Source organism: Kribbella lupini (assembly GCF_039529595.1).
In the GTDB taxonomy this organism is placed as follows: Bacteria; Actinomycetota; Actinomycetes; order Propionibacteriales; family Kribbellaceae; genus Kribbella; species Kribbella lupini.
The window spans coordinates 1,562,537-1,588,060 of sequence record NZ_BAAANC010000002.1; the positions used below are offsets into that span (position 1 = coordinate 1,562,537).

Sequence of the window (25,524 nt, forward strand, 5' to 3'; positions counted from 1 at the left end):
ATGAGTACGCCGGACGGGCCCCGGCGGGTGCGGGTCACCAGTCCACGAACGAGTGCCGCCCGGCGTACGAGCGGACATACCGGTACGCGGGAGATCGACGAGCAGACCCGCGTCGGCGAGGTCTACATGAGCTCGCTGATCCAGTCCCAGCTCCGGCTCGCTCTGCTCGTCATCGCCGGGACGGCCGTCATCCTCGGCAGCCTGCCGCTGCTGTTCTTCCTCGTCCCGGCCACCCGCACGCTCGGCGTCTTCGGGATCCCGCTGCCCTGGGTGCTGCTCGGCATCGTCGTCTACCCGGTCGTGTACGTCGCCGCCCGGCTCTACGTCCGCAACGCCGAACGGATCGAGGCGGAGTTCACCGAGTTCGTCGGGCGGCAGTAGATGTCGCCGGCCATGAGTCTGACCGCGATCGGTTTGGTGATCGCGGCAACGATCGGGATCGGCCTGTTCGGCCTGCGGATCTCCCGGACCACCAGTGACTTCTACGTCGCCAGCCGGGCCGTCACGCCGCGCTGGAACGCGTCCGCGATCAGCGGCGAGTACTTGTCGGCGGCATCTTTCCTCGGTGTTGCCGGTCTGGTCCTGGTGAACGGCGCGGACATGCTCTGGTTCTCGGTCGGCTACACCGTCGGCTACCTGATGCTGCTCGTCCTGATCGCCGCGCCGCTGCGCCGCTCCGGCGCGTACACGCTGCCCGACTTCGCCGAGACCCGCTTCGAGTCGGCCGTCGTACGGCGGATCTGCTCGTTCCTCGTCGCCGGGATCGGCACCCTCTACCTGCTCCCGCAGCTGCGCGGCGCGGGGCTCACCGTCCAGACCGTCACCGGCGCACCGCCCGCGGTCGGCGCCGCGCTGGTCGCGATCATCGTGGTGATCAACGTCGCGGCCGGCGGGATGCGCTCGATCACGTTCGTGCAGGCGTTCCAGTACTGGCTGAAGCTCACCGCGCTGGCCGCACCGGTCTTCGTGATCCTGATCGCCTGGCGCTCGATGGACCACCCGGTCGGCGTGCTCGACTCGCTGCAGGGCGCCGGCTCCGAGTGGGCCCAGCCGTTGTCCCGGGCCGACGGCCGCGACCACCCGCTGTACGCGACGTACTCGTTGCTCCTGGCCCTTTGTTTCGGGACGATGGGCCTGCCGCACGTGCTGGTCCGCTTCTACACCAACCCCGACGGCCGCGCGGCCCGCCGGACGACGGTCGTCGTGCTCGCGCTGCTCGGCGTGTTCTACCTCTTCCCGCCCGTGTACGCCGTACTCGGCCGCACCTTCGCGCCCGACCTGGTCGCGACGGCCGCCGACACCGTCGTGCTCGAGCTGCCCGGCCGAATTTTCCCTGGCACCGTTGGCGATCTGCTCGGCGCGCTCGTCGCGGCCGGCGCCTTCGCCGCGTTCCTGTCCACATCGTCCGGGTTGACCGTCGCGATCGCCGGCGTGATCGACCAGGACCTGCTGCGCAACCGCCTGCACCGGTTGACCGGAGGCGACTACCTGGCCGTGAACAGCTTCCGGATCGCGGCCGTCCTGGCCATCGCCATCCCGTACCTCGCCTGGAACTTCACCGGCTCGCTGAGCCTCGCCGACACGGTCGGACTCGCCTTCGCCGTCGCCGCCTCGACGTTCTGCCCGCTGCTCGTGCTGGGGATCTGGTGGCGCCGCATGTCGACCGTCGGCGCGGCCGCCGGGCTGCTCGTCGGCGGGGTCGCCGCGATCTCCGCCGTGCTGGTCAACGTGATCGGACCACCCCAGGGCGGCTGGTCCGGCGCCCTGATCGCCCAGCCGGCCGCGTGGACGATGCCGCTCGCCTTCCTGACCGTCGTCGTGGTCTCGCGGATGACGCCGGCCCGCATCCCGGCCGGCACCGCCCGCAGCATGGTTCGCCTGCACACGCCGGAAGCCGTCGACGTCGACCGCGGCTTCACCGGCGCCTGACCGCCGTTCGTCGTACGGATGCGACCGCTCGTCGCAGTGCCGTTTCCCGCCGGTCGAGAGGTGTGCGCCGCTGAGCGCTCGACGCCGGTCGGTGCTGTCAGGGCCGGGTGAGCTGGACCACAGTACGGAGCAGCAACCCGCGCGCCGGACTCCGCCCGGCCTGATCACGTCTGGAGGTCCCGCGATGAGTGAAACGCGTCGTGCGGGCGATCCGGAGCTCACGACGTACCGAGACGTCCAGCTGTCACCGGACTTCTCCGAGCTGCGTCGCCGCTTCCGGCGCTTCGTGTTCCCGATGACCGGCCTGTTCCTGGCCTGGTACTTCCTCTACGTCCTGCTCGCCGACTACGCGCCCGGATTCATGTCGCACAAGGTCGGCGGGAACATCACCGTCGCGCTGCTGTTCGGGCTCGGCCAGTTCGTCTCCACCTTCGCGATCACGCTGATCTACGTCCGCTGGGCCGACAAGAAGTTCGACCCGGACGCCAAGCACCTGCGTGACCAGATCGAGGGGGACCACTCATGAGCGCACCACTGCTGTTGCCGCTGGCAACCGTTGGCGACCCGAAGGTGAACATCGCGATCTTCGCGCTGTTCGTGGTGGCCACCCTGGCGATCGTGATCCGGGCCTCGCGCAACAACAAGAGCGCGGCCGACTTCTACGCCGGCGGCCGCTCGTTCACCGGCCCGCAGAACGGCATCGCGATCGCCGGCGACTACCTGTCGGCCGCGTCGTTCCTCGGCATCGCCGGCGCGATCGCGCTGAACGGGTACGACGGCTTCCTGTACTCGATCGGCTTCCTGGTCGCCTGGCTGGTGGCGCTGCTGCTGGTCGCCGAGCTGCTGCGGAACACCGGCCGGTTCACGATGGCCGACGTGCTGTCGTTCCGGCTCAAGCAGCGTCCGGTCCGGATGGCCGCGGCCATCTCGACGCTGGGCGTCTGCTTCTTCTACCTGCTGGCCCAGATGGCCGGCGCGGGCGGCCTGGTCGCCCTGCTGCTGGGCATCGACGGCAAGGCCGGGCAGAGCGTGGTGATCGCCGTCGTCGGCATCATCATGATCACCTACGTGCTGGTCGGCGGCATGAAGGGCACCACCTGGGTCCAGATCGTCAAGGCCGTGCTGCTGGTGATCGGCGCCGGGATCATGACGCTGTGGGTGCTGGCGAAGTACACCTTCAACCTGTCCGCCCTGCTGGGCGCGGCGGTCGACAAGAGCCCGGCGGCCGGCGAGAAGCTGCTCAACCCGGGCCTTCAGTACGGCGCGACGGGGATCAGCAAGCTCGACTTCATCTCGCTCGGCCTCGCGCTCGTCCTCGGTACGGCGGGCCTGCCGCACGTGCTGATGCGCTTCTACACCGTTCCGAACTCCCGCGAGGCCCGCCGCAGCGTCAGCTGGGCGATCTGGATCATCGGCATCTTCTACCTGTTCACGCTGGTGCTCGGGTACGGCGCCGCCGCGCTCGTCGGTCCGGACGTGATCCGGGCCGCTCCCGGCAAGGCGAACTCGGCCGCTCCCCTGCTGGCCTACGAACTGGGCGGGGAGATCCTGCTGGGCGTGATCTCCGCGGTCGCCTTCGCGACGATCCTCGCGGTGGTCGCGGGTCTGACCATCACCGCCAGCGCGTCGTTCGCGCACGACATCTACGGCCAGGTGATCAAGAAGGGCCAGGTCAGCGGCGACGGCGAGGTCCGGGTGGCCCGGATCACCGTGCTGGTGATCGGCGCGGTCGCGATCATCGGCGGCATCTTCGCCAACGGCCAGAACATCGCGTTCCTGGTGGCACTGGCCTTCGCGGTGGCGGCCTCGGCGAACCTGCCGACGATCCTGTACTCGCTGTTCTGGCGGCGCTTCAACACCCGCGGCGCACTCTGGAGCATCTACGGCGGTCTGGGCTCGGCGATCTTCCTGATCATCTTCAGCCCGGTCGTGTCCGGCAAGGTCGACAAGAAGACCGGCGCCAGCCTGTCGATGATCACCGACACCGGCATCGACTTCCACTGGTTCCCGCTGGACAACCCCGGCATCGTGTCGATCCCGCTGGCGTTCCTGCTCGGCATCATCGGCACCCTGACCAGCAAGGAAGCCACCGACGTCGACCGCTTCGCCGAGATGGAGGTCCGCTCCCTGACCGGCGCGGGCGCCGAGAAGGCGACGCAGCACTGACCGGCGGGGGTGCCGGTCCCATCACGGGTGACAGCCCGGCGCCCTCGCCCCCTATCCCTGTCAGGCAGGTCCTGCCGAACCGAAGCGAACCTGCCTGACAGCCCCAACCGCCCACGAGGGCCCCAGCACCCAGCTGGGGCCCTCGTTGCGTTCCCGGGCTGTTCGTTGCCTTGGGTAACTACTAGTGGAACCAGCCTGGGAGGTCTGCGAGGGGGGTGGGGGTGGAGCTCGGGGTGAGTTTGGTGAGGTCGTCTTCGAGGGCGCTCAGGCGGGTGGCGCCCAGGGACTGTTTCCACTCGGTGTGGAGGTCGTCGAAGATGCGGGCGGAGAGGGTGAGGGCGGCCCGGCCGTGGGGGGTGAGGGTGAGGAGGACCGCGCGGGCGTCGGCGGGGTCGGGGGTGCGGGTGACGTAGCGGAGGTCGGTGAGTTTGGCGGCGGTCTTCGTCGCGGCTTGTTTGCTGACGCCGAGGCGGCGGCCGAGCTCGGAGACGGTGGTGCCGTCGCGGCCGACGGCCTGCAGGGCGAAGCCGTGCGCCGGGCGTAGGTCGGGGTGACCTTGCTCGGCGAGGCGGCGGTGCAGCTCGTCGATGATGCGGCGGAAGGCGCCGGCGAGCAGCAGGGGGAGCTCGTAACCGTGACGGTCCATGGAGGACATCTTGACAGATCGACAACCCGGTGTACTATTTTCGACAACCGGGTTGACGAAGATGAGGGAGTACAGATGCGAGTGACCGAGACCCCGAACGCCGTGATGACGACGTACGCGTCGCCGACGCTGGGCAGCGAGGCCCTGAGCGTGTGGCGGGTGGAGATGAAGGCGACCGCGCAGGGACCGGTGCACGTGGTGGACAGCGAGCAGGTGTGGACCGGACTCTCCGGGCACGCGACGATCACGGTCGACGGAGCGGAGGTGGAGTTGAAGGAAGGCGTGGCAGTGGTTCTGCCGAAGGGCGTTGAGCGGCAGGTGAAGGCAACAGGAGAATTCACTGCCATCGTCGCCGGCTACGGGCATGCCAAGGTCAGCGTTCCAGGCGAGGACACCGACCGCGGCACCCCGCCGTGGATCAGCTGAAGTCGATCGTCGGCCACAGCTCCAGGAACGCCTCGCGCGAACGCTCCCCGCGGTACTGCTCCGCGGCATGCAGCCGCCCCAGCGTGAACGGATTCCCGCCGTCGAGATGCTGCTGGACGGCGAGCTGACGCAGGAGGTCCCGCGCGACCACGCTGTCCTGGTGGTCGCCGAGGACCTCTTGGACCTGCTCGGCACGATTCGCCAGATCGGTCGCGGCCTGTCCCAGCACCGGCACGGCCGACTCAGCGGCGTACCGCAGTCGCTTCGACGCCTTTCGCGTCTCGTGCAGCTCGTGGTCCTGCTCGGCGAGAGTCTCGGCCTTCTCGGCGCGCTTCACGCACTTGCTCATCCGCTTCAGGTCATGCTTCAGCAGGCTCGGCACCTGCTTCTTCGCCTTCGTCTCCGCGTCGAGCAGCGGCGGCGAGGCGACCAGCTCGTCCAGCGTGTCGAGCAGCCGGAAGTACCGCTCGCTCTCCAGCGCCTCGAGCGCCTGCACCCGCGCCTGCTTGTAGACCCCGCGCAGGTGGTCGTCGATGTACCCCGCGACGCGTCCCATCACCAGCTCCTGCGGCTGCTCCGAGACCGCGACCAGGAAGTGCTCACGCAGCACCTCCGCGTCCCGCGCCCCACCGAGCTCACCAGCGAACCACTTCAGCTCGTCCCGAATCGGGTCGCCGACCTCGCGATCCACCACCGGCCGGTACGTCGCCAGTGCCGACCGCAGCCGCCGGGTCGCGACCCGCATCTTGTGGATCGAGTCCGGCAGGTCGCGCCGGACCTCCGGGTCGCGCAGGTGGATCGCCTCGACCTGGGCGGTCGCGTACGCGCGGAACAGATCGGCGGTCGTCGGCTTCGACGGCAGCTCCCACGTCTCCCGCTGCGGCACGCGGTCGCCGAGCGCGCGCGCCAGCTTGCTCGGACCCGACGCTGGTCGCGCGCCGGCGTCCCGCAGTACCGGCTCGGCCGCTTCGAGTAGCTCGGCCGCTCCGCCGACCAGCTCGACCTCCCACTCGCGCCACGTCTGCGGCTCCTCGCCCTCGACCGTCGCGGTCACGTGGTCGTCGGCGACCTCGGCCAGCACCTCGCCCTCGGCGTCGAGCAGCCGGTGCACGATCCGCCGCGTCGCCAGCGTCACCACCGGCACGAGCTCGTGGTCGCGGATGTGCACCCGAACGGCGCGCACGACCTGGATCGGCACCTTGCGCACCGCCCGCCCGAGCGGGTGCTGGATCTCCATCCGCCCGCGCGCGGCCGGCAGCTTGATGTGCCAGCCGTCGTCCTCACCGCCGGTACGACGGCGCAAGGTCACCTTGTTCTGCGCGAGGCGGAGGTCGGCGGTGTCGAAGTAGACCGCCTCCAGCGCCAGCTCGACCGGTTGCTCGACCCGGTCGACCCCGGGCAGCTCGTGCAACGCCGGCAGCATGGCGTGCTCGTCGACGTCGTACTTGGTCTCGATCTCGAGCTGCTCGGTCGGCGTCATCCCCAAGTTCTACCAGTCGGCGCAAGCCCGGGCCGCGGCCGCGCGGAGATCGTCCAGCAGGCGGTCGCGATCACGATCCGGGCCGCCGGAAAGCCTGCCACCGTACGGCGGACCGAGCGATCGGCGACGGTTCCACTCGAGCACGGCGATCACCGCGGCGACCAGGACGAGCAGGGCGATCATCGCACTCCGACCCCCTTGAAGAACGTGTAGTGGAAGGTCCCGCCGGGCTCGGCGGTGCGCTCGAGATCGCGGATCCCGCGGGCCCACGCGTCCGGCGTACTGAGTCCGGTGGCGATCGACCGGTCGCGGACCGAGCCGACCATCGCGATGAACGTCCTGCGGGTGAAACCGTCGACCAGGTGCGGCACGGTCTGGTCGGCGTACACGGTGCGCGGTTCGGTGACGACCTCGGTGAAGCCGGCCTCGGTGAGCAGCGGCTGGACGCGGCGGCCGATCAGCGCGTCGCCGCCGGCGTCGGCCTGGCTGCGGTTGAGGCACTCGATGACGGCCTGGGCCGCGTCGCTGCGCGGGTGGTAGATCGCGGAGCCGTGGTCGCCCTCGATCACGGTGATCGTGCCGCCCGGGCGGAGGTGGTTGCGCAGGGTGCGGAGAGCGTCGACCGGGTCGGGCAGGTGTTCGAGCACGAAGCAGACGAACAGGTGGTCGAACTCGCCGTACGGAAGGCCGTGCAGGTCGCCGTGATGCCACTCCACCTGCCCGTACGGCGCTCTGGCGGCGACGCGGCGCTTGGCCTCGGCGAGAGAGTCCTCGGAGATGTCGACGGCGGTCAGCGCGATGCCCGGGCTGCGGGTGAGGAGCTGGACGGTCTGCGCGCCGACGCCGCAGCCGACCTCCAGGACGCGGCTGCCGGGTGGGTACTGCGTGCCGCCGTGCAGGAGCTCGGCCAGCGTGTCCGCCTGGTCGCTGAGGCGGCGGGTCTCGGAGTCGGTGTAGCCGTGGACGTAGTCGGTTTCCATGAGTCCACCGTGCGGGTCACAGTGGTCCGGTGAGTAGATCCAATCCGGGCGAGATTGGCAGGTCCATAACCGCGGGCTCCGACTTCCTGCAGCTCAGCACGGCCGGCGTGCCGGTCGGCGGGCTGTCCACGTGGCTGGCCGACCAGCTCCGCGCCGCGATCGCCGACGGGCGGTTGCCTCTCGGCACTCGCCTCCCGGCCAGCCGCGTGCTGGCCGCCGATCTGCAGGTCTCCCGGGGCGTCGTCACCGAGGCCTACCAACGCCTCACCGAGGACGGCCACACCACAGCCAACGGACGAGCCGGTACGACGGTCGTCGCCGTGCCGATCAGCACCACTCCGCCTTCCCGAGCCCGCTCCCTCGCCGCCGCTCATCTCTTCTCGGGCGACGCTGCCCCCTCCCGCCCCGCCGCCGGCGGCACCCGGGCGAGGCTGCCCCAGCCAGACGTGGACGTCTTCGACGCCCTCCGATCGGCTCCTTCGCGGATGGACCTCACCCCCGGCGTCCCCGACCTCACCGCGTTCCCCCGGGCCGCCTGGCTCAAGGCCGAGCGTGCGGTCCTCGACCGGCTGTCCGCTTCATCCTTCGGCTACGGCGATCCCGCCGGTACGCCGGAACTGCGGCTCGCCGTCGCGCGCTGGCTCGCCCGCTACCGCGGCGTCCAGGTCGACCCGGCCGAGGTGATCATCGTCGCCGGTGTCGCGCAGGCACTCAGCCTGATCACCCAACTCCTCATCGCCGACGGCATCCACGAACTCGCCGTCGAGGACCCCGGCTCGCTCGGCTCCCGCCAGCACCTGCAGAATCTCGGCCTGCGCACCCCGCCCGTCCCCGTCGACGCCGACGGCGTACGCGTCGACGAGCTGCACCGCAGCGGTGCGCGCGCCGTCCTGCTGACGCCGGCGCACCAGTTCCCCACCGGCGTCGTCCTGGACGGCGAACGCCGCCGCGAACTGATCCAGTGGGCGACCGAGACCGGCGGCCTGATCGTCGAGGACGACTACGACGCCGAGCACCGCTACGACCGCCCGCCGGTCCCCGCCCTGCGCGCGATGCTCGCCGACCACGTGATCTACGCCGGCAGCGTCTCCAAGCTGCTCGCCCCCGCGCTGCGCATCGGCTGGATGGTCCCGCCTCCGGCGTACCGCGACCGCCTGATCGCCGCCAAACGCCTCGCCGACCTCGGCAACGCCGCGCTGCCCCAGCTCGTCCTCGCCCACCTGATGGAGTCCGGCGACCTCGAACGCCAGCTCCGCTACGCGCGCCGCCGCCACCGCCGTCGCCGTGACGCCATGATCGATGCCATCAGCAACCACCTCCCCACCGCCACCACCCACGGCGCCGCCGCGGGCCTGCACCTCACCATCACGTTCCCGACCGACTCCGTCGACGACGTCGACCTGGCCACCCGGGCCCTCGCCGAAGGCATCAAAACCCACCCCCTCAGCTGGCACACCCAGACTCCCCACCCACCAGGCCTGGTCCTCGGCTACGCCGCCCGCACCCCCACGGCGATCACCGAGGCTGTCGCGACAATCGCAGCCGTGCTGCACCGAACGTCGGCATCCACCAGTTCGCCCGCCCGGCCAGGCGCATGAAGGCCGGCAGCAGGATCCCACGGATCACCGTCGCGTCGACCAGGACAGCGACCGCCATCCCGACCCCGATCATCTTCAGGTACACCACCCCGCCCGTCGCGTAGACCGCGAACGACAGCGCGAGCACCAGGGCCGCCGTACTGACCAGTGGAGCGCTCCGCTGCAGACCGGTCGCGACCGCCAGCGCGTTGTCGCCGGTGCGCAGGTACTCCTCCCGGATCCGCGACACGATGAACACCTCGTAGTCCATCGACAGCCCGTAGACGATGCAGAACATCAGCAACGGCATGCTCGCCTCCAGCGTCCCGGTCGGCGTGAACCCGAGCAGCCCGGACACGTTGCCCTGCTGGAACACCCACACGATCACGCCGAACATCACGCCGAGGCTCAGCAGGTTGAGCAGCGTCGCCTTCAACGGAAGCAGCACGCTCCCGGTCGCCAGGTGGAGCACAGCGAAGCTGAGCAGCAGGATCACGCCGAGCACCAGCGGAATCCGCTCGGTCAGCGCCGACCGCCAGTCGAGCATCTCGGCCGGGCTGCCGCCGATGATCACGTCGTACGGCGCGGGCACCGCGCGGACGTGGTCGACCAGTGCGCCGACGTCGCCTTCCAGGACGGCCTGCGTCGGCGTGACGGTCAAGTAGGTCCCACCCGAGGCGATGAAGCGGTCCGGGCCCGGCGGGATCACGCGACGGCCTTCGACGTGGACGCCGGCGGCCGAGTCGACCTGCGCGACGCCGTCGACCAGCGACAACTGCTCTGCGTACCGGGTGAGGCGGGCGCCGGCCGCGCCCTCGGCCTGCCGGGCGACCAGGTAGAGGGCGTCGGACTCCTCCTGGCCGAAGTTGTTCCGGATCTCGTCAGCGGTGATCCGGCTCGAGGCTTCGGTCGGAAGGATGCGCGCGTCGGGCAGCCCGAAGCGCAGGCCGAGCGCGGGCGAGGCGAGCAGCAGGACGAGCGCCAGGACGGCTCCGCCGATCAGCAGCGGACGGCGCATGACCGCCTGGGCGATCCGGAACCATCCGCCCTGCTCGACCGGCCGGGTCCGGACCGGTCCGGCGGCGCGACGGCCGAGCAGCGCCAGGGCTGCGGGAAGAACGATCAGGGAGCCGACCAGCGCCGAGCCGACGACCAGGATGCCCGCGTAGCCGAACGACCGGAGGAAGGTCAGCGGGAACAGGAGCAGAGCGAGCAGGGAGGTCGCGACGGTGAGTCCGCTGAAGAAGACCGTCCGGCCGGCCGTTTGCACGGCGGTGACCACCGCGCCGCCAACATCGTTGCCTGCGGCAAGTTCTTCGCGGTACCTGGCGATCACGAACAGGCAGTAGTCGACCCCGAGCGCGAGCCCCATCACCAGCGCCAGGTTCGCGGCGAACGTGGAGACCTCCGTGACCGTGGCGATCGCTCGCAGCCCGGCCAGCGCCCCCGCGGTGGCGAAGACGCCGACGCCGAGCGTGATCAGGGCGAGCGCGACCCGGCGGTAGACCAGCATCAGCAGGACGAGCACCATCGGCAGAACGATCACCTCGGCGCGCACGAAGTCGGCCCGCGCCTGGGTGCCGATCTCGCGGAACACCTCGTCCTGGCCACCCGCGCGAACGGTCAGCGGGCCGGTCCGGCCGGCGTACTGGTCGGCGAGCTCACCGACCCGGGCGCGGGCCTCGTTCACCTCGCCGGGAACGCGGAGAAGGACCAGCGCCTGGCTTCCGTCCTTGCTGCGCAGGGCTGGACTGTCGCCGCGCGACCAGTACGAGCCGGTCTCGGCGACGCCCGGCTCGGCGCTGAGCCGGCGATCGAGCTCGGCAGCTGCCCGCCGTACGGCGGGATCGTCGACGCCGGCCTCACCGGCGTCAACCAGCAGGACGAGATTCGGCGGTCCGGTCCGGAACTGGTCGGCGAGGACGTGGCGCGCCTGGTCGGACTCGGACCCGGGTGCTGCGATCCGGGACAGCGACAGTGCGCCGAGCGCGCCGGCGGCGACCGCCAGGAGCGCAACGGCCAACGCACCGGCCAGGGCGACGACGAGGATCCGGTTCCGAACCACCCAGCCGGCGAACCCACCTCCGGCTCGGCGGCCGGCGGCGATGTCTGACTTCGGCATGGCGGAGCCCCCAGGGGTAGCATGGCGAAACACGAGCGATTGCTCGCATGAAGCGCGCAGAACGAAAATACGAGCAAATGCTCGTGTTTGTCAACGGAGCTGTCCGGACGGAGGACCCGAGTGGCCGAGGAGCCGCGCCGGCAGGCGCGTGGGCAACGACGGATGGACCAGCTGACCGACGCCGCCGCGCTGGTGTTCGCCGAGGTGGGGTACGCGAAGGCGACGACCAACGCGATCGCCAAGCGGGCCGGAGTCTCGCCGGGCACGCTGTACCAGTTCTTCGCGAACAAGGAGGCGCTGGCCGCGGCCCTGGCCGATCGCTACCGGACGGCGCTCCAGGAGGCGCACGCCCAGGCATTCGACCCGACGGCCACCCGGTTGCCGTTGCCGGAACTGGTCGACCGGATGGTCCGGCCGATGGTCGAGGTCAACCTCGCCAATCCCGGCTTCAAGACCCTCTTCGCCGGGCCGGACCTGCCCGAACATCTGACCGCGCCCGCTCGCGCCCTGCAGGCCGCGGTCCACGGGAAGATCGCCGAGATCATCGCCGCTCGCGCGCCGGGGCTCCCCGCCGACCGTCTGGCCCAGACCGCGACGGTCGCCACGCAGATCTTCGCCGCCCTGCTCGGCACGGTGCTCGCGGCGCCGGCCGACGACCGGGAGTCGTGGATCCAGGAGCTCGAGCAGGCGCTGATCGGCTATCTCACGCCGGTCCTGACCTGAATCAGCTGTTCTGCACGACCGCTTGGCGCGGCCGCGGCAGGACCAGCGGCGTGCCGGTGAGCGGGTCCGGGATGACTTCACAGGCGAGGCCGAAGACCTGTTGAACGGTTTCGGGGGTGATGACCTCGGATGGGGAGCCGGTGGCTACAACGGTGCCGGACTTCAGGGCGATCAGGTGGTCGGCGTAGCGGGCGGCGAGGTTGAGGTCGTGGAGGACCAGGACGATCGTCTTGTGGTGCTGGTGGTTGAGGTCCTGGACCAGGTCGAGGATCTCGAGCTGGTGGGCCAGGTCGAGGAACGTGGTGGGCTCGTCGAGGAGCATCGTGTCGGCGTTCTGGGCCAGGGCGAGTGCGATCCAGACGCGTTGGCGTTGGCCGCCGGAGAGTTGGTCGAGGGAGCGGTCGGCCAGGTCGGCGGTGCCGGTGGCGGTGAGGGCTTCGGTGACGACCTTCTCGTCCTCGGGGGTCCACTGGCGGAACCACCGCTGGTGCGGATGGCGCCCGCGGCTGACGAGATCGGCGACGGTGATGCCTTCGGGGGCGACCGGCTGCTGCGGGAGGAGGCCGAGCTGCGTGGCCAACTGCCCGCCGGGGACACGGCGTACGTCGACGTCGTCCAGGTAGACGGTTCCACCGCGCGGCACCAGCAGGCGGGCGAGGCCGCGGAGCAGCGTGGACTTGCCGCAGGCGTTGGCGCCGACGATCACGGTGAGCTTGCCCTGCGGGATGTCGACCGACAGGTCGTGCACGACCGGCGTTCCGTCGTACGCGAGGGTGAGGTTCTCGGAGCGCAGCATGGTCATCCTCCTCGGCCGACGCGGTTGGCTCGGGCCATCAGCAGCAACAGGTAGGGCGCGCCCAGGAACGCCGTGACGACGCCGACGGGCAACGGGATCGGCGCGAACAGCTCGCGCGCCACGAGGTCGGCGGCGACGACCAGCAGCGCGCCGATCGCGCCGGCGGCGAGCAGACCGGCAGCGCGTTCGGCCAGCAGCCGGCGGGCGATCTGCGGAGCGACCAGCGCCACGAAGCCGATCGGGCCGGCCGCAGCGGTCGCCAGGGCGGCGAGGCCGACGCCGATCGCGATCAGCAGTCCGCGCGACAGCTCGACCCGTCCGGCCAACGTGCGGGCGAGATCGTCGCCGAGCTCGAGCAGGCGCAGTTGCCGCGACGCGACCACGGCGGCGGGAAGGAGGACAAGCAGCGTGAGCCCGATCATCCACACCTCCGGCCAGGACCGCCCGGCCAGACTTCCGGACAGCCACATCAGCGCGCTCTTCGCGGTGTAGATGTCGGCCAGGGTCAGCAGGTACGCCGTGAGCGAGCCGATGATCGCGGTGACGCCGATCCCGACCAGCACCAGCCGATAGCCCGCGATCCCCCGCTTGAAGGCGAACAGGTAGATGGTGATTGCTGTGAGCAACGAACCGCCGAGCGCGCCGACCGGCAGCCAGAACGGGCTCGCGCCGAGGAGCGTGATCACCACGACCGCGGCCAGCGCGGCGCCGGCGTTGATGCCGATCAGGTCGGGGCTTACCAGCGGGTTGCGCGCGAGCCGCTGGAAGATCGCACCCGACACGGCGAACGCGAACCCGACGCCTAGGCCGACGAGGACCCGGGGCAGCCGGTTGTTCACCACCACGTCGGTCATGATCAGCGACCCGTCGCCCGCGAGCGTGCCGAGCACCTGCGCGAGCGGGATCTCGTAGTCTCCGACGGTCAGCGAATAGGCGCCCACGGCAACGGCCACCAACAGCGCGACAACCAGGACCACCACGCCGCCGAGATCCACCCGGCCCGACAGTGGACCGATCCGCACGGCCCGGCTCACAGCTCAGCCAGCCGTTGCCGTCGGACCAGCGCGATGAACAGTGGAGCACCCACCAGTGCGGTGATGATCCCCACCTGCAACTCGTCCGGCCGAACCACCAAGCGGCCGATGACGTCCGCGACCAGCAGCAGCGTCGGTGCCAGGACGAGTGAGTACGGGAGGATCCAGCGGTAGTCCGCGCCGACGATCGCCCGGGCGACATGCGGTACGGCGAGGCCGACGAAGCCGATCGGCCCGGCCATCGCTGTCGCCGTACCGGCCAGGAGCATGATCGCGACCCCGGCGAGCACTCGCACCCACCCGACGCGCGTGCCCAGCGTCGTCGCCAGTTCCTCACCCAAGGCCAACTGGTTGAGGGATCGCCCCAGCACGAGCGACAACACGATGCCTATAGCAACGAACGGCAGCGCCTGACCGACGATCGGCCCGGTCGCCAGGGTCAGCGACCCGACCACCCAGAAGCGGAACTCGTTCAGCGTCGACAGATCGAGCAACGTCGCCGCCGACGTGACGGAGCCGAGCATCGCCGACATCGCCGCGCCGGCCAACGCCAGCTTGACGGGCGTCGCGCCGCCGCGCCCGAGAGCGCCGACGAGGTAGACCACGACGGTCGCCACCAGCGCGCCGCCCATCGCGAACCACACGTACCCGGTCAGGCTCGTCACCCCGAAGACCCCGATCGCCGCGACCACCGCGACCGCGGCTCCGGCGTTGACGCCGAGAATCCCCGGATCGGCCAGTGCGTTGCGTGTCACGCCCTGCATCAACGCACCGGCCAGTCCGAGCGCCGCGCCCGCCATCAGGCCGGTCGCGGTCCGCGGCAGGCGCAGGTACCGGATGACTCGATCCGTGTCCGACCCGGTGAAGTCGGCCGCCGCGAGATAGACGTCCCGCGGCGCGAACCACTCCGTCCCGGCGAGCAACGACAGCAGCACGGCCGCCAGCAGTACGCCGAACGCGACCACGAGGCCGCCACCCTTCGTCAGCCCGTGCCGCAGGAGACCCCGCGAACCACCGGCTCCCCGCGGATCGTCAGCACCTGACCTGCCACCCGCCCGGCCCTCGGCTCCCGAGCGGCCGTCCACGACCTCGGCGGTCACTTGACCAGGTCGGGATGGATGATCTTCGCGATCAGCTCGGTCGAGTGCGCACCACGGACACCCGCCGAGTGATGCGCGAACAACCACGGCACAACCTGCTTGTTCCTGACGGCTTTCAGGTTCGCGAACGCCGGGTTCTTCAGCAGCTTGTCGACATCCGGCTGCCCTTGGGTCTCGGTCAGCGTCGCGTCGCAGCACGCACTGATCAGGACGTAGTCCGGATCAGCCTTGATGAACTCCTCGACGCTGATCTTCACGTTCCGCTTCGAGGTCAGCCCCGCGAACGCGTTCACCCCGCCGGCCTGCTTGATCAGTACGGTGCCGAAGTCCGGACCACCGGACACGGTCATCCCGCCGCCCTCGAGCCCGGGCCGCACGATGGCGACCGTCGGCCGGTCCGCACCCTTGACCTTCGCCTCGACCGCGGCGATCCGCGCCTTCTGGTCCGCGATCACCTGCTCGGCCTGGTCGCTTGCGCCGAACAACTTCCCGAGGTCGCGCAGATCGGCGTACACGTTGTCCATCGAGACCGTCGACGGGTCGATCGCCTCGTCGCCCTTGCCGTCCGCGGTTGGGCAGAGCGGACTGAAGATCCAGGTCTGCACGCCGAGGTCCGACAACGACTTGCGGCTGCCGAAGCTGCCGTCGCTGCCGGCCGCGCTGAAGATGTCGTTGAAGCCGGACAGCACGAAGTCCGGGTTCAGGCTGAGCAGCTCCTCGCGGCTCGGCATGTTCTTGTAGTACTTGCGGCCCTGCTGCGCACCGGCGTACTCGGGCAGCGGCTCGGAGTCGAGGAACGCGGTGCCGACCAGGCGGTCGGAGATGCCGAGCGCGTGCGCCAGCTCGATGGCCGGCTGGTACGCCGCGAACACCCGCTTCGGCGGGCCGTCGACGGTGACGTCGAGCCCGCAGTTCTTCACGGTCGTCGCGCTCGCGCTCGGGCCTTCGGCGGCGCCGGCGGTGCCGCAGGCGGCGACCAGGGACAGGAAAACGGCAGCAAGCACTGCCTGGGGTACGACGGCCATGGCGACCGTTCCTCCAACACCTCGTGGACGGGACGCGTCGTGGCCGGTCTCCTGGCTGACGGGACGACCGCATCCGCCGAGCTGACCTTCCCAGCCCTTCCGGGCCAGTGGTCTCACACCTGGTGAACGCTCCGCGGACAATCCCGATCACAGTGGCGAGGGCCGCGCCGGTACTCCACCGGCTTCCCGAACACCACGACCGCCACACGGTAACCCACGGTGCGACCGAGTCGCAGCACGCGGTCCACCAGCGGCGGCCTTCGCCCGACCGGTGTCAGCGCGTGTAGAGCGGCGAGATCGCCAGCGCGAACGTGACCATGTCGTCGGTTTTCACCGCGTTGCCGGGCACCGGAACGAGGTCGGCGATCTTGTCGGTCCCGACGCGGATCGTGCCGCGCCCGGTGGCGGTGTCGACGTACCCCTCGTCGCCGAGCGGGACCGACTGCGACGTGGGGGCCTTGCGGACCGCGGCCATCGCCGCTGCGGCGTCGGGAACCCGCCGGGCGGTCGTGTAGAGCACGGAGGTCGCGGTGATCCAGCCGCAGACGATGTCACCCGCGGCCGTCTGGCTGTCGCGGCGGGCCGTGGCCACGGTACCCATCACCTTGGCGGCCGCGTTCGTCCCGCGGTCGCACTCCGTCCGGGTGATCAGCGGCGCCGCTTCCGGGAGCCCGGCGGCCTGACGCGCCGCCTCCTGCGCCAGTACGACGTACTTGGTCGGCGTCGCAGCCGGACCCTCGACCTTGTAGAGCCGCGTCCCCAGCAGGAACACCGCGAACTTGCTCGTCCCGTAGCCGCCCTGCCCGACGGCGATCGCCCGCGCCGGCTCGCTCTTCGTCGCGGCGTACGCCTTCTGCGCGGCCGTCAGGTCGGCCTTGGTCACCGGCAGCACCGACACCCCGAGCCGAAGCGCGGGCCCGTCCGGATTCGTGCTCAGGCCCAGCTGGCAGATGTCGTAGCTGGGCAGGCCGATCTCGGCCGGCACGGGCTCCTTCTGGATCGTCACCGACGGCACCGCCAGCGTGGTCTGCACCAGCGACTGGTCCATCCGTACGCACAACGTGTCCGCGACCTGCGCCGTCGGCGGCAGGCTCGGCGTCTCCGACGGAGTGGCCGAAGGCGTCTCGGTCGGCGGCGTACTGACCGAGACCAACGGCGGCACGTTCGGTGCCGTCTCGTTGTTCCCGCCCCCACAGCCCGCCAGAGCCAGTACGGCGGAGACAGCCGTGACCGCGACGGCAGCTCGGTTCCGCATTCCGACTCCTCGTGACTGCTCGGTGACAAGGTCTCCGACTGTAGACGCTGCCACCGACGTCCGCGGGCTCAGGAGGTGGGTGCGGGCTCCCAGTGGACGACCTTGACCTGCGTCATCTCGTCCAGCAGCTCAGGCCCGTAGCCGAAGCCGGAGCCACTCGCGCGGCGCGGCTGGGCGGCCCCACCGGGCGCACCGCCGAAGACGGCGTTGATCTTGACCGTTCCGACCGGCAGCTCGCGCCACGCGCGCTGAGCGTTCGCCTGGGAGCCGGTGAGTACGGTCGCGGCCAGCCCGTACTCGTCGTCCGCAGCCAGCCGCAGGGCTTCGTCGAAGTTGTCGACGACGGTCACCGGAGCCACCGGGCCGAACGTCTCGGTCCGCATCACGTCCATCCCCGGCGTACAGGAGGTGAGCACCGTCGCCGGGTAGTGCGCGCCCGGACCGTCCGGGAGCTCGCCGCCGGTCAGCAGCTCGGCGCCACTCTCGACGGCCTGCAGGACCTGCCCGTGCACGCCTTCGCGGTGCCGACGGTCGACCAGCGGAGCCAGTGCGCGCGACTGCGCCTCGGCGGTCAGCGCAGTCAGGAACGGGCCGGCCACCGCGCGGTGCACGTAGATCCGCTCGACGGCGACACAGATCTGACCCGAGTTGGCGAACGCGCCGAGCGCCGCCTGACCAGCGGCCCAGATCGGGTCGACGCCCTCGTCCACGATCAGCGGGTCGTTCCCGCCGTTCTCCAGCAGCGCCTTGCCACCGGTCGCGGCGACGGCCGCGGCGATCGACCGGCCGGCCGCCGTACTGCCGACGTGGGCCACGACGTCGACGTCGGGTCGCGCGGCCAAGGCGGCACCGACCGAACCGTCGCCCTGCACGGTCTGCAGTACGCCGGCCGGCAGCACGTCCGCCAGCACCCTTCCGAGCTGCGCCCCGAGATGCGGGCAGCGTTCGCTCGGCTTGTGCACAACGGTGTTGCCCGTCACGAGGGCGGCGCCGATCAGGCCGCAGGCGACGGCGACCGGGTCGTTCCACGGGGTCAGGGCGACCACCACGCCGCGCGGCTCGGGGACCATCAGGTCGGTGGCGTTCGGGTCGCCCAGGAGTGTGCGGCCACCGCGCAGCGGGCCCAGTTCGGCGTACTGCTCGAGCGTGCCGGCCCCGGCGAGGATGCCGCCCAGGCTCTCGTCGATCGGCTTGCCGGTCTCCGAGCAGTTGATCCTGGAGAGCTCATCGGCCGCGGCGCGGAGTGCCGCCGCAGCCTCCCGCACGGCCGATCCCCGCTCGGCGGCCGGCGTACGGGCCCAGTCGGAGCTCGATCGGCGGGCGGTCACGACGGCGTCGTCGAGCTCGTCGGCAGTTGCGATCGGGACCGTTCCGACCAGCGATCCGTCCGCCGGGTCGTGAATCTCCAACGCGCGCTCGGTACCGGTGATCACCTGGGCACTCCTGTTCGAAGGTGGGCCGCGACCAGCGCCCGGTTCCCCCTCGGGTGCTTCTCACACCTCGCCGGCGGTCGCGCGGAGGGTCCGTTCCCGGACGGCGTGCTCGTCGGTGCGGGCGTCGTAGCGCCAGAAGTCCTTGAGCCAGACCGCGGTGCCGATGACGCCGGCCACGCAGAGGATGCCGCCGCTCACGATCGAGGTGCGGACGCTGGTGAGGTCGGCGACGAGGCCGGAGCGGGACTGGCCGCCCAGCGGGCCGAGCGAGTACGACAGCATCTCGATGCCGGCCAGGCGGCCGCGCATCTCGTCGGGGATGGTTTGGTTCCAGATGACCGCGCGGAACAGGCCGGAGATCATGTCGGCGCCGCCGGCGACGGCGAAGAAGGCGATCGCGAACCAGATGTTCGGCGCGAGCCCGGCGACGCCGACCGACGCGCCCCAGGTGATGGTCGCGATGACGACGGCCCGGCCGTGGTGGTGCACCCGGCGGGCCCAGCCGCTGGTCAGCGTCGCGAGCATCGCGCCGACCGCCTCGGCGCTGTAGAGGAGCCCCAGCAACTTGGGCTCCTTCAGTACTTCGGTCGCGAAGGCCGGGAACAGCACGATCGGCATCGCGAGGAACATGCCGACCATGTCCACGGCGTACGTGCCGAGCAGGTCGCGCCGCCGGAACGCGTACTTGATCCCGTCGCCGATCGCCCGCAGGCTCGGTGGCGTGCTGTGCTCGCTCGGTTTGTACGACCTCAGCAGGAGGAAGAGCAGCGTCGCGATCACCAGGCCGGCCAGCTCCACGGCGTACGCCCACATCACACCGGCCGTTCCGACCAGTACGCCGCCGAGCGCGGGCCCGGCGAGCTGGCCGACCTGCAGGATCAGCGAGTTCAGCGTGACCGCGGCCGGCATGTCCTCGTGCCGGACGACGCGCGGGAACAGCGCCTCGCGCGACGGCCGCTGCAGCGACGACGCGATCGCGTTGAGCGCGCCGCAGACGTAGATCACCCAGACCTGCGGGCTCGCGAGCAGCGTGTTCGCCAGCAGGACCGCGCAGATCGCGACCTGCGCGATGCCGGTCAGGATCAGCATCTTGCGCCGGTCGACGTGGTCGGCCAGCGCACCGCCGTACAGGCCGAAGACGACCAGCGGGGCGATCGTCACCAGGCCCATCGCGCCGACCGCGAAGTTCGATCCGGTCAGCTGGTAGAGCTGGAACGGCAGCGCGACGTACCCGACCATGCCGCCGAGGAAGAACACCGAGCCGGAGATCACCAGGATCCGGAAGTCGCGGGACGCCCGCCACGGGGTCAGATCGACCTTCAGCCGGCCCAGCCGCTCGCGGAAACTTGTTGCCACTGGCACATAGTGGCACCCGGCCGCGCGCCGCGACGACCCTATTTCGGCCCTACCGTCGGCTCTGGACGTGGTCTGGACCGGAACCAAACGGCCGCGGGCAGCGTCAACCACGACGGCGCGGGGGACGGCCCTGCGCCCGGAGCACAGACAGGACACCAGATGATCTCGACCACGACGGTCCGAACCCGGGCCCTCGCCCTTGTCGCCGCAGGCGCGGTCGCGGTGGGAACGGCGCTGCTGGCGCCGGTCGCCGCCGACGCGAGCGTGACGACGGCCGCCGCGCCGATGCAGGTGCAGAGCGGGGTGCCGTTCACGCTGAAGCCCGGCGAGATCCTGCGGCCGGGCCAGTACCGCCGGTCGTGGAACAACAAGTACACGTTCATCATGCAGAAGGACGGCAACGCCGTGCTGTACCAGGGCAAGACGGCCCTGTGGTCGACCGCGACGAACGTCAAGGGCTCGTCGATCTCGCTGCAGCGCGACGGCAACCTGGTCGTCTTCCTGAGCACCCGCGCGATCTGGCACAGCAACACCAACGGCAAGAAGCCGTCCGGCCTGGTCGTCCAGGACGACGGCAACCTGGTCATGTACGACACCGCCAAGCACGCCTACTGGTCGCGCTGGACGATCATCGAGACGCTGAACCCGGGCCGCACGCTGAAGACCGGCCAGCTGCTCTACTCGCGCAACGGCATGTACCGCCTGCAGATGCAGAGCGACGGCAACCTGGTCCTGGTCAAGGCCGGCAAGACCCCGCTGTGGTCCAGCCGCACCACCAAGAAGGGCGCCTTCGCCGTCATGCAGACCGACGGCAACCTGGTCGTCTACGTCGGCAAGACCGCCCTGTGGTCGAGCCGCACGACCAAGAAGGGCTCAATCCTCCAGATGCAGGGCGACGGCAACCTGGTCATCTACTCAGGCCGCACCCCGATCTGGTCCACAGGCACCGGCGGCAAGTAGCCGCAGCATGGTGGGAGGCGCGTACCATCCAACGCGCCTTCCACCTGCGCCGCCGCAAACATCAAAAGCTTGTGACTCAGCCCGTGGCGGCCGGCTGCCACACAAGGCGACCGTCTTCGAGCTGAGGAATGTAGGCCGGGACCTGCCGCCATGGTCGCGTCGCCCGCGCAGCGTAATCCGCGAGGGCCGGCCGTCCGGAGACCAGCGCTTCCGCGACATCGAACAGCATCTCAGTGGTACTCGACCACCACGGCGCCTCGAATCCCTCGGACTCGAGGTCGAATTCGCCGATACATCCGAACTGCTCACCGGCGCGCAGATCGACCACCAGATTCGGGTCCGACCAGGAGTCTCCGATCGGCAGAAAGTCCTCATGCCATTCGATTGACCGAGTGCCTGCCGGGTCGGAATTGCTGGGGCCACCAAGCGCCGCCGTGAGCTGATCTCGTCGTTCCAGCATCCGAGCGCAGGAGAACGGCACGTACAAAGTAGGCAGCAGACTGCCGAACGGAACACGCACCGCCATTCCGTTCACAAGTCGCAGCCAGGTGATCAAGTCCGGCGGCAACTCGCTCCCTGCCGCAGCCGAGACCTCACGAAGATCTTCGGGCGAAGCAGGCGGCTCGATGCATTCGAGCGCCGCCGGCAGGTTCTGCTGTAACCACCCAGTGATGCGGTCCCATGACTGGACGACGGAATCCATAGCCGTAATCACCCCACACAATCTCAACGTTCAGAACCAACGTCAGCCAGGCAGTTGCCTTCTCTAGTCCTCGACCAGCGGGAGGAGTGCGCTGAGATCGGTGCGCTCTCCGCTGGCGCGGAGTTTGCCGCTGTCGCGGGCTTCCGGCCAGGTGATGCGGCCGAGGCCGAGGTCGATCCACAGTTCGGGGGGCATCTCGACGACGGCGCCCGGGGTGCCGCGGGTGTGTCGGGGGCCCTCGATGCACTGGACCGCGCCGTACGGCGGGACGCGCACCTCGACGGCGTGGCCGGGGGCCTTGGCGACCAGCAGCTTCAGCAGTTGTTTCACCAGGAGTTTCAGATCGGCCCGCTCGGCTTCACCTGCCTGGTACCGGCGTAGCGCCGTGTCGAAGTCCACGACGGGCCAGCGTAGCCGCGGTTTCGCTCGCGCCCCCTTCGTGGTCGATAATCAGAGCGCGACGACAATGCGATGCGGAGGTCCGGATGCTCACGCCCAGGCACCAGGCGCTGGTGGCGACACTGGCCGGGATGACCGTCGGCGTCGCCGTCTTCGGCACCGTGCTGGCCATCAACAGTGCTACGGGGAACGACTCCGCGCAGACCGTCGTCGCGACCCCGACGCCGACGCCGAGCCAGAACGCGACGGACGGGTTGCAGCCCGACGCGTTGCAGTTCGTCGCCCAGACGTTCGGCAGCGACCGGTCGCCGATCACCGCCGAGGTCCCCTCGGGCTGGAAGAGCAGCCAGAGCGGCACCAGGCCGCGGTACGTCGATTCGACCGGCGTCTGGCAGGTCCGGTTCGACGCGCGCGGCAGCAAGCAGACGCCGGCGGCCCTGCTCGCGGCCCGGCAGGGCAGCATCGACGAGCCGGACTACAAGGTGCTCAGCACCGAGAACTCCACGCTCGTCTACACCTACACCGACGCGACGCGCGGCCCACGGATGGGCCTGTCGCGCTGGATCCCGGCCGGCGACAGCGACCGGTCGGCGGTCGAGATCACCGTCGGCGGCCGCCCGCAGGACGAGGCCGGGCTGCGCGCCGTACTGGAGCGGGCCACCGAGACCCTGCAACTGCCGGGCTCGGGCGACGACCGACCCAGCTGAGGCCTGTACGTCGTACGGCCTCAGCAGCGAAGGTCCGCCGAGGGCGGTGAGCCCTGCAGCAGGTAGCTCTCCACCGCGGTGTCGACGCACGCGTTGCCGGCCTTGTAGCCGGTGTGACCGTCGCCGTCGCGGGTGATCAGCACACCGCTCTCCAGCTCGCCGGCCAGGCCGACCGCCCATCCGTACGGCGTCGCCGGGTCGCGGGTGGTGCCGATCACGACGATCGGCTTCGCGCCGGGCGCCTTGATCGCGTGCGGCTTGCCGGTCGGCTTCACCGGCCAGTTCGCGCAGCTGAGCGAACCCCAGAGCAGGTACGCGCCGAACCGCGGCGACTCGGCCTGGTACTTCGACGCCAGCGCCTTCGCCTCGGCGACCGACTTGACGTCCTGCCGGTCCAGGCAGTTGACCGCGTAGATCGCCTCGTTCGCGTTGGTCGTGTAGCCGCGCGGGGTGCGGTCGGTGTTCTCGTCGACGATCGCCAGCAGCCGCGAGCCCTTGCCGGCCAGGCCGTCGGCGACGGCCTCTTCGAGCCGCGGCCAGGCCTCCCGCGAGTACAGCGGGTAGATCACGCCGAGTACGGCGAGGGCCTGCGTGACCTCGCGCTCCCCGCCGGTCGGGATCGGCTTGGCGTCGGTCTCGGTGAGCAGCTTGTCGACCGCGGCCAGCACCTCGGCCTTGGTGGTGCCGAGCTGGCAGTTGCGGCTCGCGCAGTCCTCGGCGAACGCGTCGAGCGCGGTGTCGAAGCCCTTGGCCTGGGCGATGTTGTTCTCCTCGGCCGTCTTCGCGGGGTCGACCGCGCCGTCCAGCACCAGCCGGCCGACGTTCTTCGGGAACAGCTCCGCGTAGGTCGCGCCGAGGAAGGTGCCGTACGAGTAGCCGATGTAGTTCAGCTCGACGTCGCCGACCAGCGCCCGCAGTACGTCGATGTCGCGCGCCGCGTCCTCGGTCGAGACGTGCGGCAGGAGCTTGCCCGACCGCTGCTCGCAGGCGTCGGCGAAGCCCTTCGAGACGGTGTTCAGCTCGGTGATCTCGGCCTCGTCGTCCGGGCTGCCGTCGGTCGCGAGGAACTTGTCCTGCTGGGCAGTGTCCAGGCAGCGCACCGGCGTCGAGTCGCCGACACCGCGCGGATCCCAGCCGACCACGTCGAACTTGCGCAGCAGCGCCGGGCCGAGGATGAACGACGCCGCGGCGGCGAACTGGACGCCGGAGGCGCCCGGGCCGCCCGGGTTGAGGAAGAGCGTGCCGATCTTGCCGGTCCGGTCGCGGGCGGGGACCTTCCGCGCGCGCAGCTCGATGGTGTCGCCGGCGGGCTTGGTGTAGTCGAGCGGGACGGTGATCGTCGCGCACTGGCTGCCCGAGCCGCAGCGCTGCCAGGAAGGGGTCTGCTGGTAGAACTTCTCCAGCCCGACGGGGATCGGTCCGGCCGGCGCGTTGGTCGGGTTGCCGCTGCCCGTCGTACCGCCGCTGTCCGCGTCCTGGGCCCGCGTGGCGACCCCGCACCCACCGACCAGCGCCACGACCAGCAGCCCTGCAAACACCCTGCGCGTCTTCACTACGAGCCGTCTCCCGTGTTGTCGTCCGGTCCAGCGGTGGTGGACCCGGTGTCCGTCGACGGATCACTCAAACGCCGCCGCCGGCGGGGCTTGCGCCTCCGCGCGGTGGGCTCGCCGTCCGTGGACTGCTGGTCCGTGGATTGCTCCACCGGGGGTTGCCCGTCCAGCGCCTGCCCGGCTTGCTGGTCCGGGATTGGCTCCGGCGGGGTCGCCTGCCGGGCGACCGGGGTCGGGAGGTCAGCCGGTGCGTCCGGCGTGGTGGTGCTGCTCGCCTCGTACTGCTGGCGAGGTGAGCACACGTCCGCTCGGCTGCACGCGCAACGACGACCAGAGGCAGCAAGCCGTACGACGACGGTGTCGCTCGGGACGTTGTGCCCGACCACGACGCCGTCCCCGGCGGGCGTCTCCACCGGCGTACCGACCGAAGGTGCCTTGGCGTTGAACTCCTGGTACAGCGGGTGCTCGTACTTCAAGCAGCACATCAACCGGCCGCACGCGCCCGAGATCTTCAGTGGGTTCAGCGGCAGGTCCTGGTCCTTCGCCATCCGCACGCTGACCGGCTCGAAGTCCTTCAGGAACGTCGCGCAGCACAGGTCACGCCCGCACGGCCCGATCCCGCCCTGCAGCCGGGCCTCGTCGCGAGCGCCGACCTGGCGCAGCTCGATCCGGGCGCGCAGTCCGCGGGCGAGGTCGCGGACCAGCTCCCGGAAGTCGACGCGGTGCGGTGCGGAGAAGTACACGATCACCAACTGGTCGACGTCGGGCCGCCGGTCGACGAAGTCGATGCCGACCACCTTCATCGGCAACCCGTGCTCGCGGATCAGCCGCTTCGCGGTCAGCCGCGCGTCGGCGCGACGGTCACGGTTCTGCTCGTCGCGCTGCAGGTCGGCCTCGGTCGCGACGCCCGCGCACAGCGGCAGCCCGCCGATCTCCTCGGTCACGTACTGCGGCGCCCACACGCACTCGGCGACCTCGGGCCCGTCGTCGGTCGGGACCAGCACCTTCTCCCCGACCCGCGGCCGGTGCGGACCGGGGTCCAGGTAGTACAGCCGTCCGTAGCGCTCGAACGACACCGCCATCACCATGCCCACGCGGCCAGACTAGGGCATCGCTGGTGAAGGACTGGGAGCGTGAGGCGGGCGGTGCGACGCCCA

General features: G+C 70.5%; 25 protein-coding genes and 1 riboswitch. Of the genes, 9 read left to right on the forward strand and 16 right to left on the reverse strand.

The genetic code is table 11. The annotated features are described in order from the left end of the window. From ABD235_RS20795 to ABD235_RS20810, 4 genes are all read left to right on the forward strand, one after another. On the forward strand, positions 1–381 hold the full coding sequence (locus tag ABD235_RS20795; RefSeq protein ID WP_344176454.1) for a hypothetical protein: 381 nt from the start codon (positions 1–3) through the stop codon (positions 379–381). Between the two features lie 12 nt (positions 382–393). After that, positions 394–1,929, forward strand: coding sequence for a sodium/solute symporter (locus ABD235_RS20800; RefSeq protein WP_344176455.1), 1,536 nt, complete (start codon positions 394–396; stop codon positions 1,927–1,929). Positions 1,930–2,113: 184 nt separating this feature from the next. Next, positions 2,114–2,455, forward strand: coding sequence for a DUF485 domain-containing protein (locus ABD235_RS20805; protein WP_344176457.1), 342 nt, complete (start codon positions 2,114–2,116; stop codon positions 2,453–2,455). Next, positions 2,452–4,095 carry a solute symporter family protein gene (locus ABD235_RS20810; protein WP_344176458.1) on the forward strand — a complete coding sequence of 548 codons (1,644 nt, stop codon included), beginning with the start codon at positions 2,452–2,454 and terminating at the stop codon, positions 4,093–4,095. The genes ABD235_RS20805 and ABD235_RS20810 overlap by 4 nt, the downstream gene beginning before the upstream one ends. Before the next feature lie 181 nt (positions 4,096–4,276). Here the strand turns inward: ABD235_RS20810 and ABD235_RS20815 are convergent, their stop codons facing one another. After that, on the reverse strand, positions 4,277–4,741 hold the full coding sequence (locus ABD235_RS20815; protein WP_344176460.1) for a MarR family winged helix-turn-helix transcriptional regulator: 465 nt from the start codon (positions 4,739–4,741) through the stop codon (positions 4,277–4,279). A 75-nt stretch (positions 4,742–4,816) separates the two neighbouring features. On the opposite strand from ABD235_RS20815, the gene ABD235_RS20820 reads away from it, so the two are divergent. Then, on the forward strand, positions 4,817–5,167 hold the full coding sequence (locus tag ABD235_RS20820; protein ID WP_344176462.1) for a cupin domain-containing protein: 351 nt from the start codon (positions 4,817–4,819) through the stop codon (positions 5,165–5,167). On the opposite strand, the gene ABD235_RS20825 is transcribed toward ABD235_RS20820, so the two are convergent. From ABD235_RS20825 to ABD235_RS20835, 3 genes are read right to left on the reverse strand one after another with little or no spacing between them, the layout of a single operon-like run. Next, positions 5,160–6,647 carry a CYTH and CHAD domain-containing protein gene (locus ABD235_RS20825; RefSeq protein WP_344176464.1) on the reverse strand — a complete coding sequence of 496 codons (1,488 nt, stop codon included), beginning with the start codon at positions 6,645–6,647 and terminating at the stop codon, positions 5,160–5,162. The genes ABD235_RS20820 and ABD235_RS20825 overlap by 8 nt on opposite strands. A 9-nt stretch (positions 6,648–6,656) precedes the next feature. Then, positions 6,657–6,830, reverse strand: a complete 174-nt coding sequence (locus ABD235_RS20830; RefSeq protein ID WP_344176465.1) for a hypothetical protein — start codon at positions 6,828–6,830, stop codon at positions 6,657–6,659. After that, entirely contained in the window at positions 6,827–7,627 is an 801-nt protein-coding gene (locus ABD235_RS20835) for an L-histidine N(alpha)-methyltransferase (RefSeq protein ID WP_344176468.1), read from the reverse strand. The genes ABD235_RS20830 and ABD235_RS20835 overlap by 4 nt, the downstream gene beginning before the upstream one ends. 29 nt (positions 7,628–7,656) lie before the next feature. Here ABD235_RS20835 and pdxR point away from each other — a divergent pair, with 29 nt between their 5' ends. Beyond that, complete coding sequence (pdxR, locus tag ABD235_RS20840; RefSeq protein WP_344176469.1) at positions 7,657–9,225, forward strand: MocR-like pyridoxine biosynthesis transcription factor PdxR; 1,569 nt, start codon at positions 7,657–7,659, stop codon at positions 9,223–9,225. Here the strand turns inward: pdxR and ABD235_RS20845 are convergent. After that, the gene (locus ABD235_RS20845) at positions 9,143–11,326 is read right to left on the reverse strand and encodes an MMPL family transporter (protein ID WP_344176471.1); all 2,184 of its coding nucleotides are present in this window, start codon (positions 11,324–11,326) and stop codon (positions 9,143–9,145) included. The two genes, pdxR and ABD235_RS20845, sit on opposite strands and share 83 nt — an antisense overlap. 120 nt (positions 11,327–11,446) lie before the next feature. On the opposite strand from ABD235_RS20845, the gene ABD235_RS20850 reads away from it, so the two are divergent. Next, positions 11,447–12,049 (forward strand): TetR/AcrR family transcriptional regulator, encoded by a 603-nt coding sequence (locus ABD235_RS20850; RefSeq protein WP_344176473.1) that lies wholly within the window; start codon positions 11,447–11,449, stop codon positions 12,047–12,049. Position 12,050: 1 nt separating this feature from the next. On the opposite strand, the gene ABD235_RS20855 is transcribed toward ABD235_RS20850, so the two are convergent. The 7 genes from ABD235_RS20855 to ABD235_RS20885 form a co-directional block, all read right to left on the reverse strand. Then, on the reverse strand, positions 12,051–12,845 hold the full coding sequence (locus ABD235_RS20855; protein ID WP_344176475.1) for an ABC transporter ATP-binding protein: 795 nt from the start codon (positions 12,843–12,845) through the stop codon (positions 12,051–12,053). A gap of 2 nt (positions 12,846–12,847) precedes the next feature. Continuing rightward, entirely contained in the window at positions 12,848–13,867 is a 1,020-nt protein-coding gene (locus ABD235_RS20860) for a FecCD family ABC transporter permease (protein WP_344176477.1), read from the reverse strand. Between the two features lie 8 nt (positions 13,868–13,875). Then, entirely contained in the window at positions 13,876–14,979 is a 1,104-nt protein-coding gene (locus ABD235_RS20865) for a FecCD family ABC transporter permease (protein ID WP_344176479.1), read from the reverse strand. Continuing rightward, positions 14,976–16,004, reverse strand: coding sequence for an ABC transporter substrate-binding protein (locus ABD235_RS20870; protein ID WP_344176481.1), 1,029 nt, complete (start codon positions 16,002–16,004; stop codon positions 14,976–14,978). The genes ABD235_RS20865 and ABD235_RS20870 overlap by 4 nt, the downstream gene beginning before the upstream one ends. Before the next feature lie 24 nt (positions 16,005–16,028). Further along, positions 16,029–16,217: riboswitch (cobalamin riboswitch) on the reverse strand. A gap of 61 nt (positions 16,218–16,278) precedes the next feature. After that, positions 16,279–17,259 carry a hypothetical protein gene (locus ABD235_RS20875; RefSeq protein WP_344176482.1) on the reverse strand — a complete coding sequence of 327 codons (981 nt, stop codon included), beginning with the start codon at positions 17,257–17,259 and terminating at the stop codon, positions 16,279–16,281. A gap of 68 nt (positions 17,260–17,327) precedes the next feature. Next, positions 17,328–18,692, reverse strand: a complete 1,365-nt coding sequence (locus ABD235_RS20880) for an aldehyde dehydrogenase family protein (RefSeq protein WP_344176484.1) — start codon at positions 18,690–18,692, stop codon at positions 17,328–17,330. A gap of 60 nt (positions 18,693–18,752) precedes the next feature. Continuing rightward, positions 18,753–20,048, reverse strand: a complete 1,296-nt coding sequence (locus ABD235_RS20885) for an MFS transporter (RefSeq protein ID WP_344176486.1) — start codon at positions 20,046–20,048, stop codon at positions 18,753–18,755. A 159-nt stretch (positions 20,049–20,207) separates the two neighbouring features. Between ABD235_RS20885 and ABD235_RS20890 the strand changes: the two genes are divergently transcribed. Further along, positions 20,208–21,008 (forward strand): hypothetical protein, encoded by an 801-nt coding sequence (locus ABD235_RS20890; protein ID WP_344176487.1) that lies wholly within the window; start codon positions 20,208–20,210, stop codon positions 21,006–21,008. A 76-nt stretch (positions 21,009–21,084) separates the two neighbouring features. Here ABD235_RS20890 and ABD235_RS20895 read toward each other — a convergent pair whose 3' ends face one another. Continuing rightward, positions 21,085–21,711: an SMI1/KNR4 family protein gene (locus tag ABD235_RS20895; RefSeq protein ID WP_344176489.1), complete on the reverse strand. Its 627-nt coding sequence runs from the start codon at positions 21,709–21,711 to the stop codon at positions 21,085–21,087. A 63-nt stretch (positions 21,712–21,774) separates the two neighbouring features. Further along, a complete protein-coding gene (locus ABD235_RS20900) occupies positions 21,775–22,110 on the reverse strand; it encodes a sterol carrier family protein (protein ID WP_344176490.1) in 336 nt (111 codons plus the stop codon). Between the two features lie 86 nt (positions 22,111–22,196). On the opposite strand from ABD235_RS20900, the gene ABD235_RS20905 reads away from it, so the two are divergent. Continuing rightward, complete coding sequence (locus tag ABD235_RS20905) at positions 22,197–22,817, forward strand: hypothetical protein (protein ID WP_344176492.1); 621 nt, start codon at positions 22,197–22,199, stop codon at positions 22,815–22,817. A gap of 20 nt (positions 22,818–22,837) precedes the next feature. Here ABD235_RS20905 and ABD235_RS20910 read toward each other — a convergent pair whose 3' ends face one another. Both ABD235_RS20910 and ABD235_RS20915 read right to left on the reverse strand, forming a co-directional pair. Next, the gene (locus ABD235_RS20910; RefSeq protein ID WP_344176494.1) at positions 22,838–24,370 is read right to left on the reverse strand and encodes an alpha/beta hydrolase; all 1,533 of its coding nucleotides are present in this window, start codon (positions 24,368–24,370) and stop codon (positions 22,838–22,840) included. Next, on the reverse strand, positions 24,370–25,455 hold the full coding sequence (locus ABD235_RS20915) for a PSP1 domain-containing protein (protein WP_344178701.1): 1,086 nt from the start codon (positions 25,453–25,455) through the stop codon (positions 24,370–24,372). The genes ABD235_RS20910 and ABD235_RS20915 overlap by 1 nt, the downstream gene beginning before the upstream one ends. Positions 25,456–25,524: the final 69 nt, after the last annotated feature.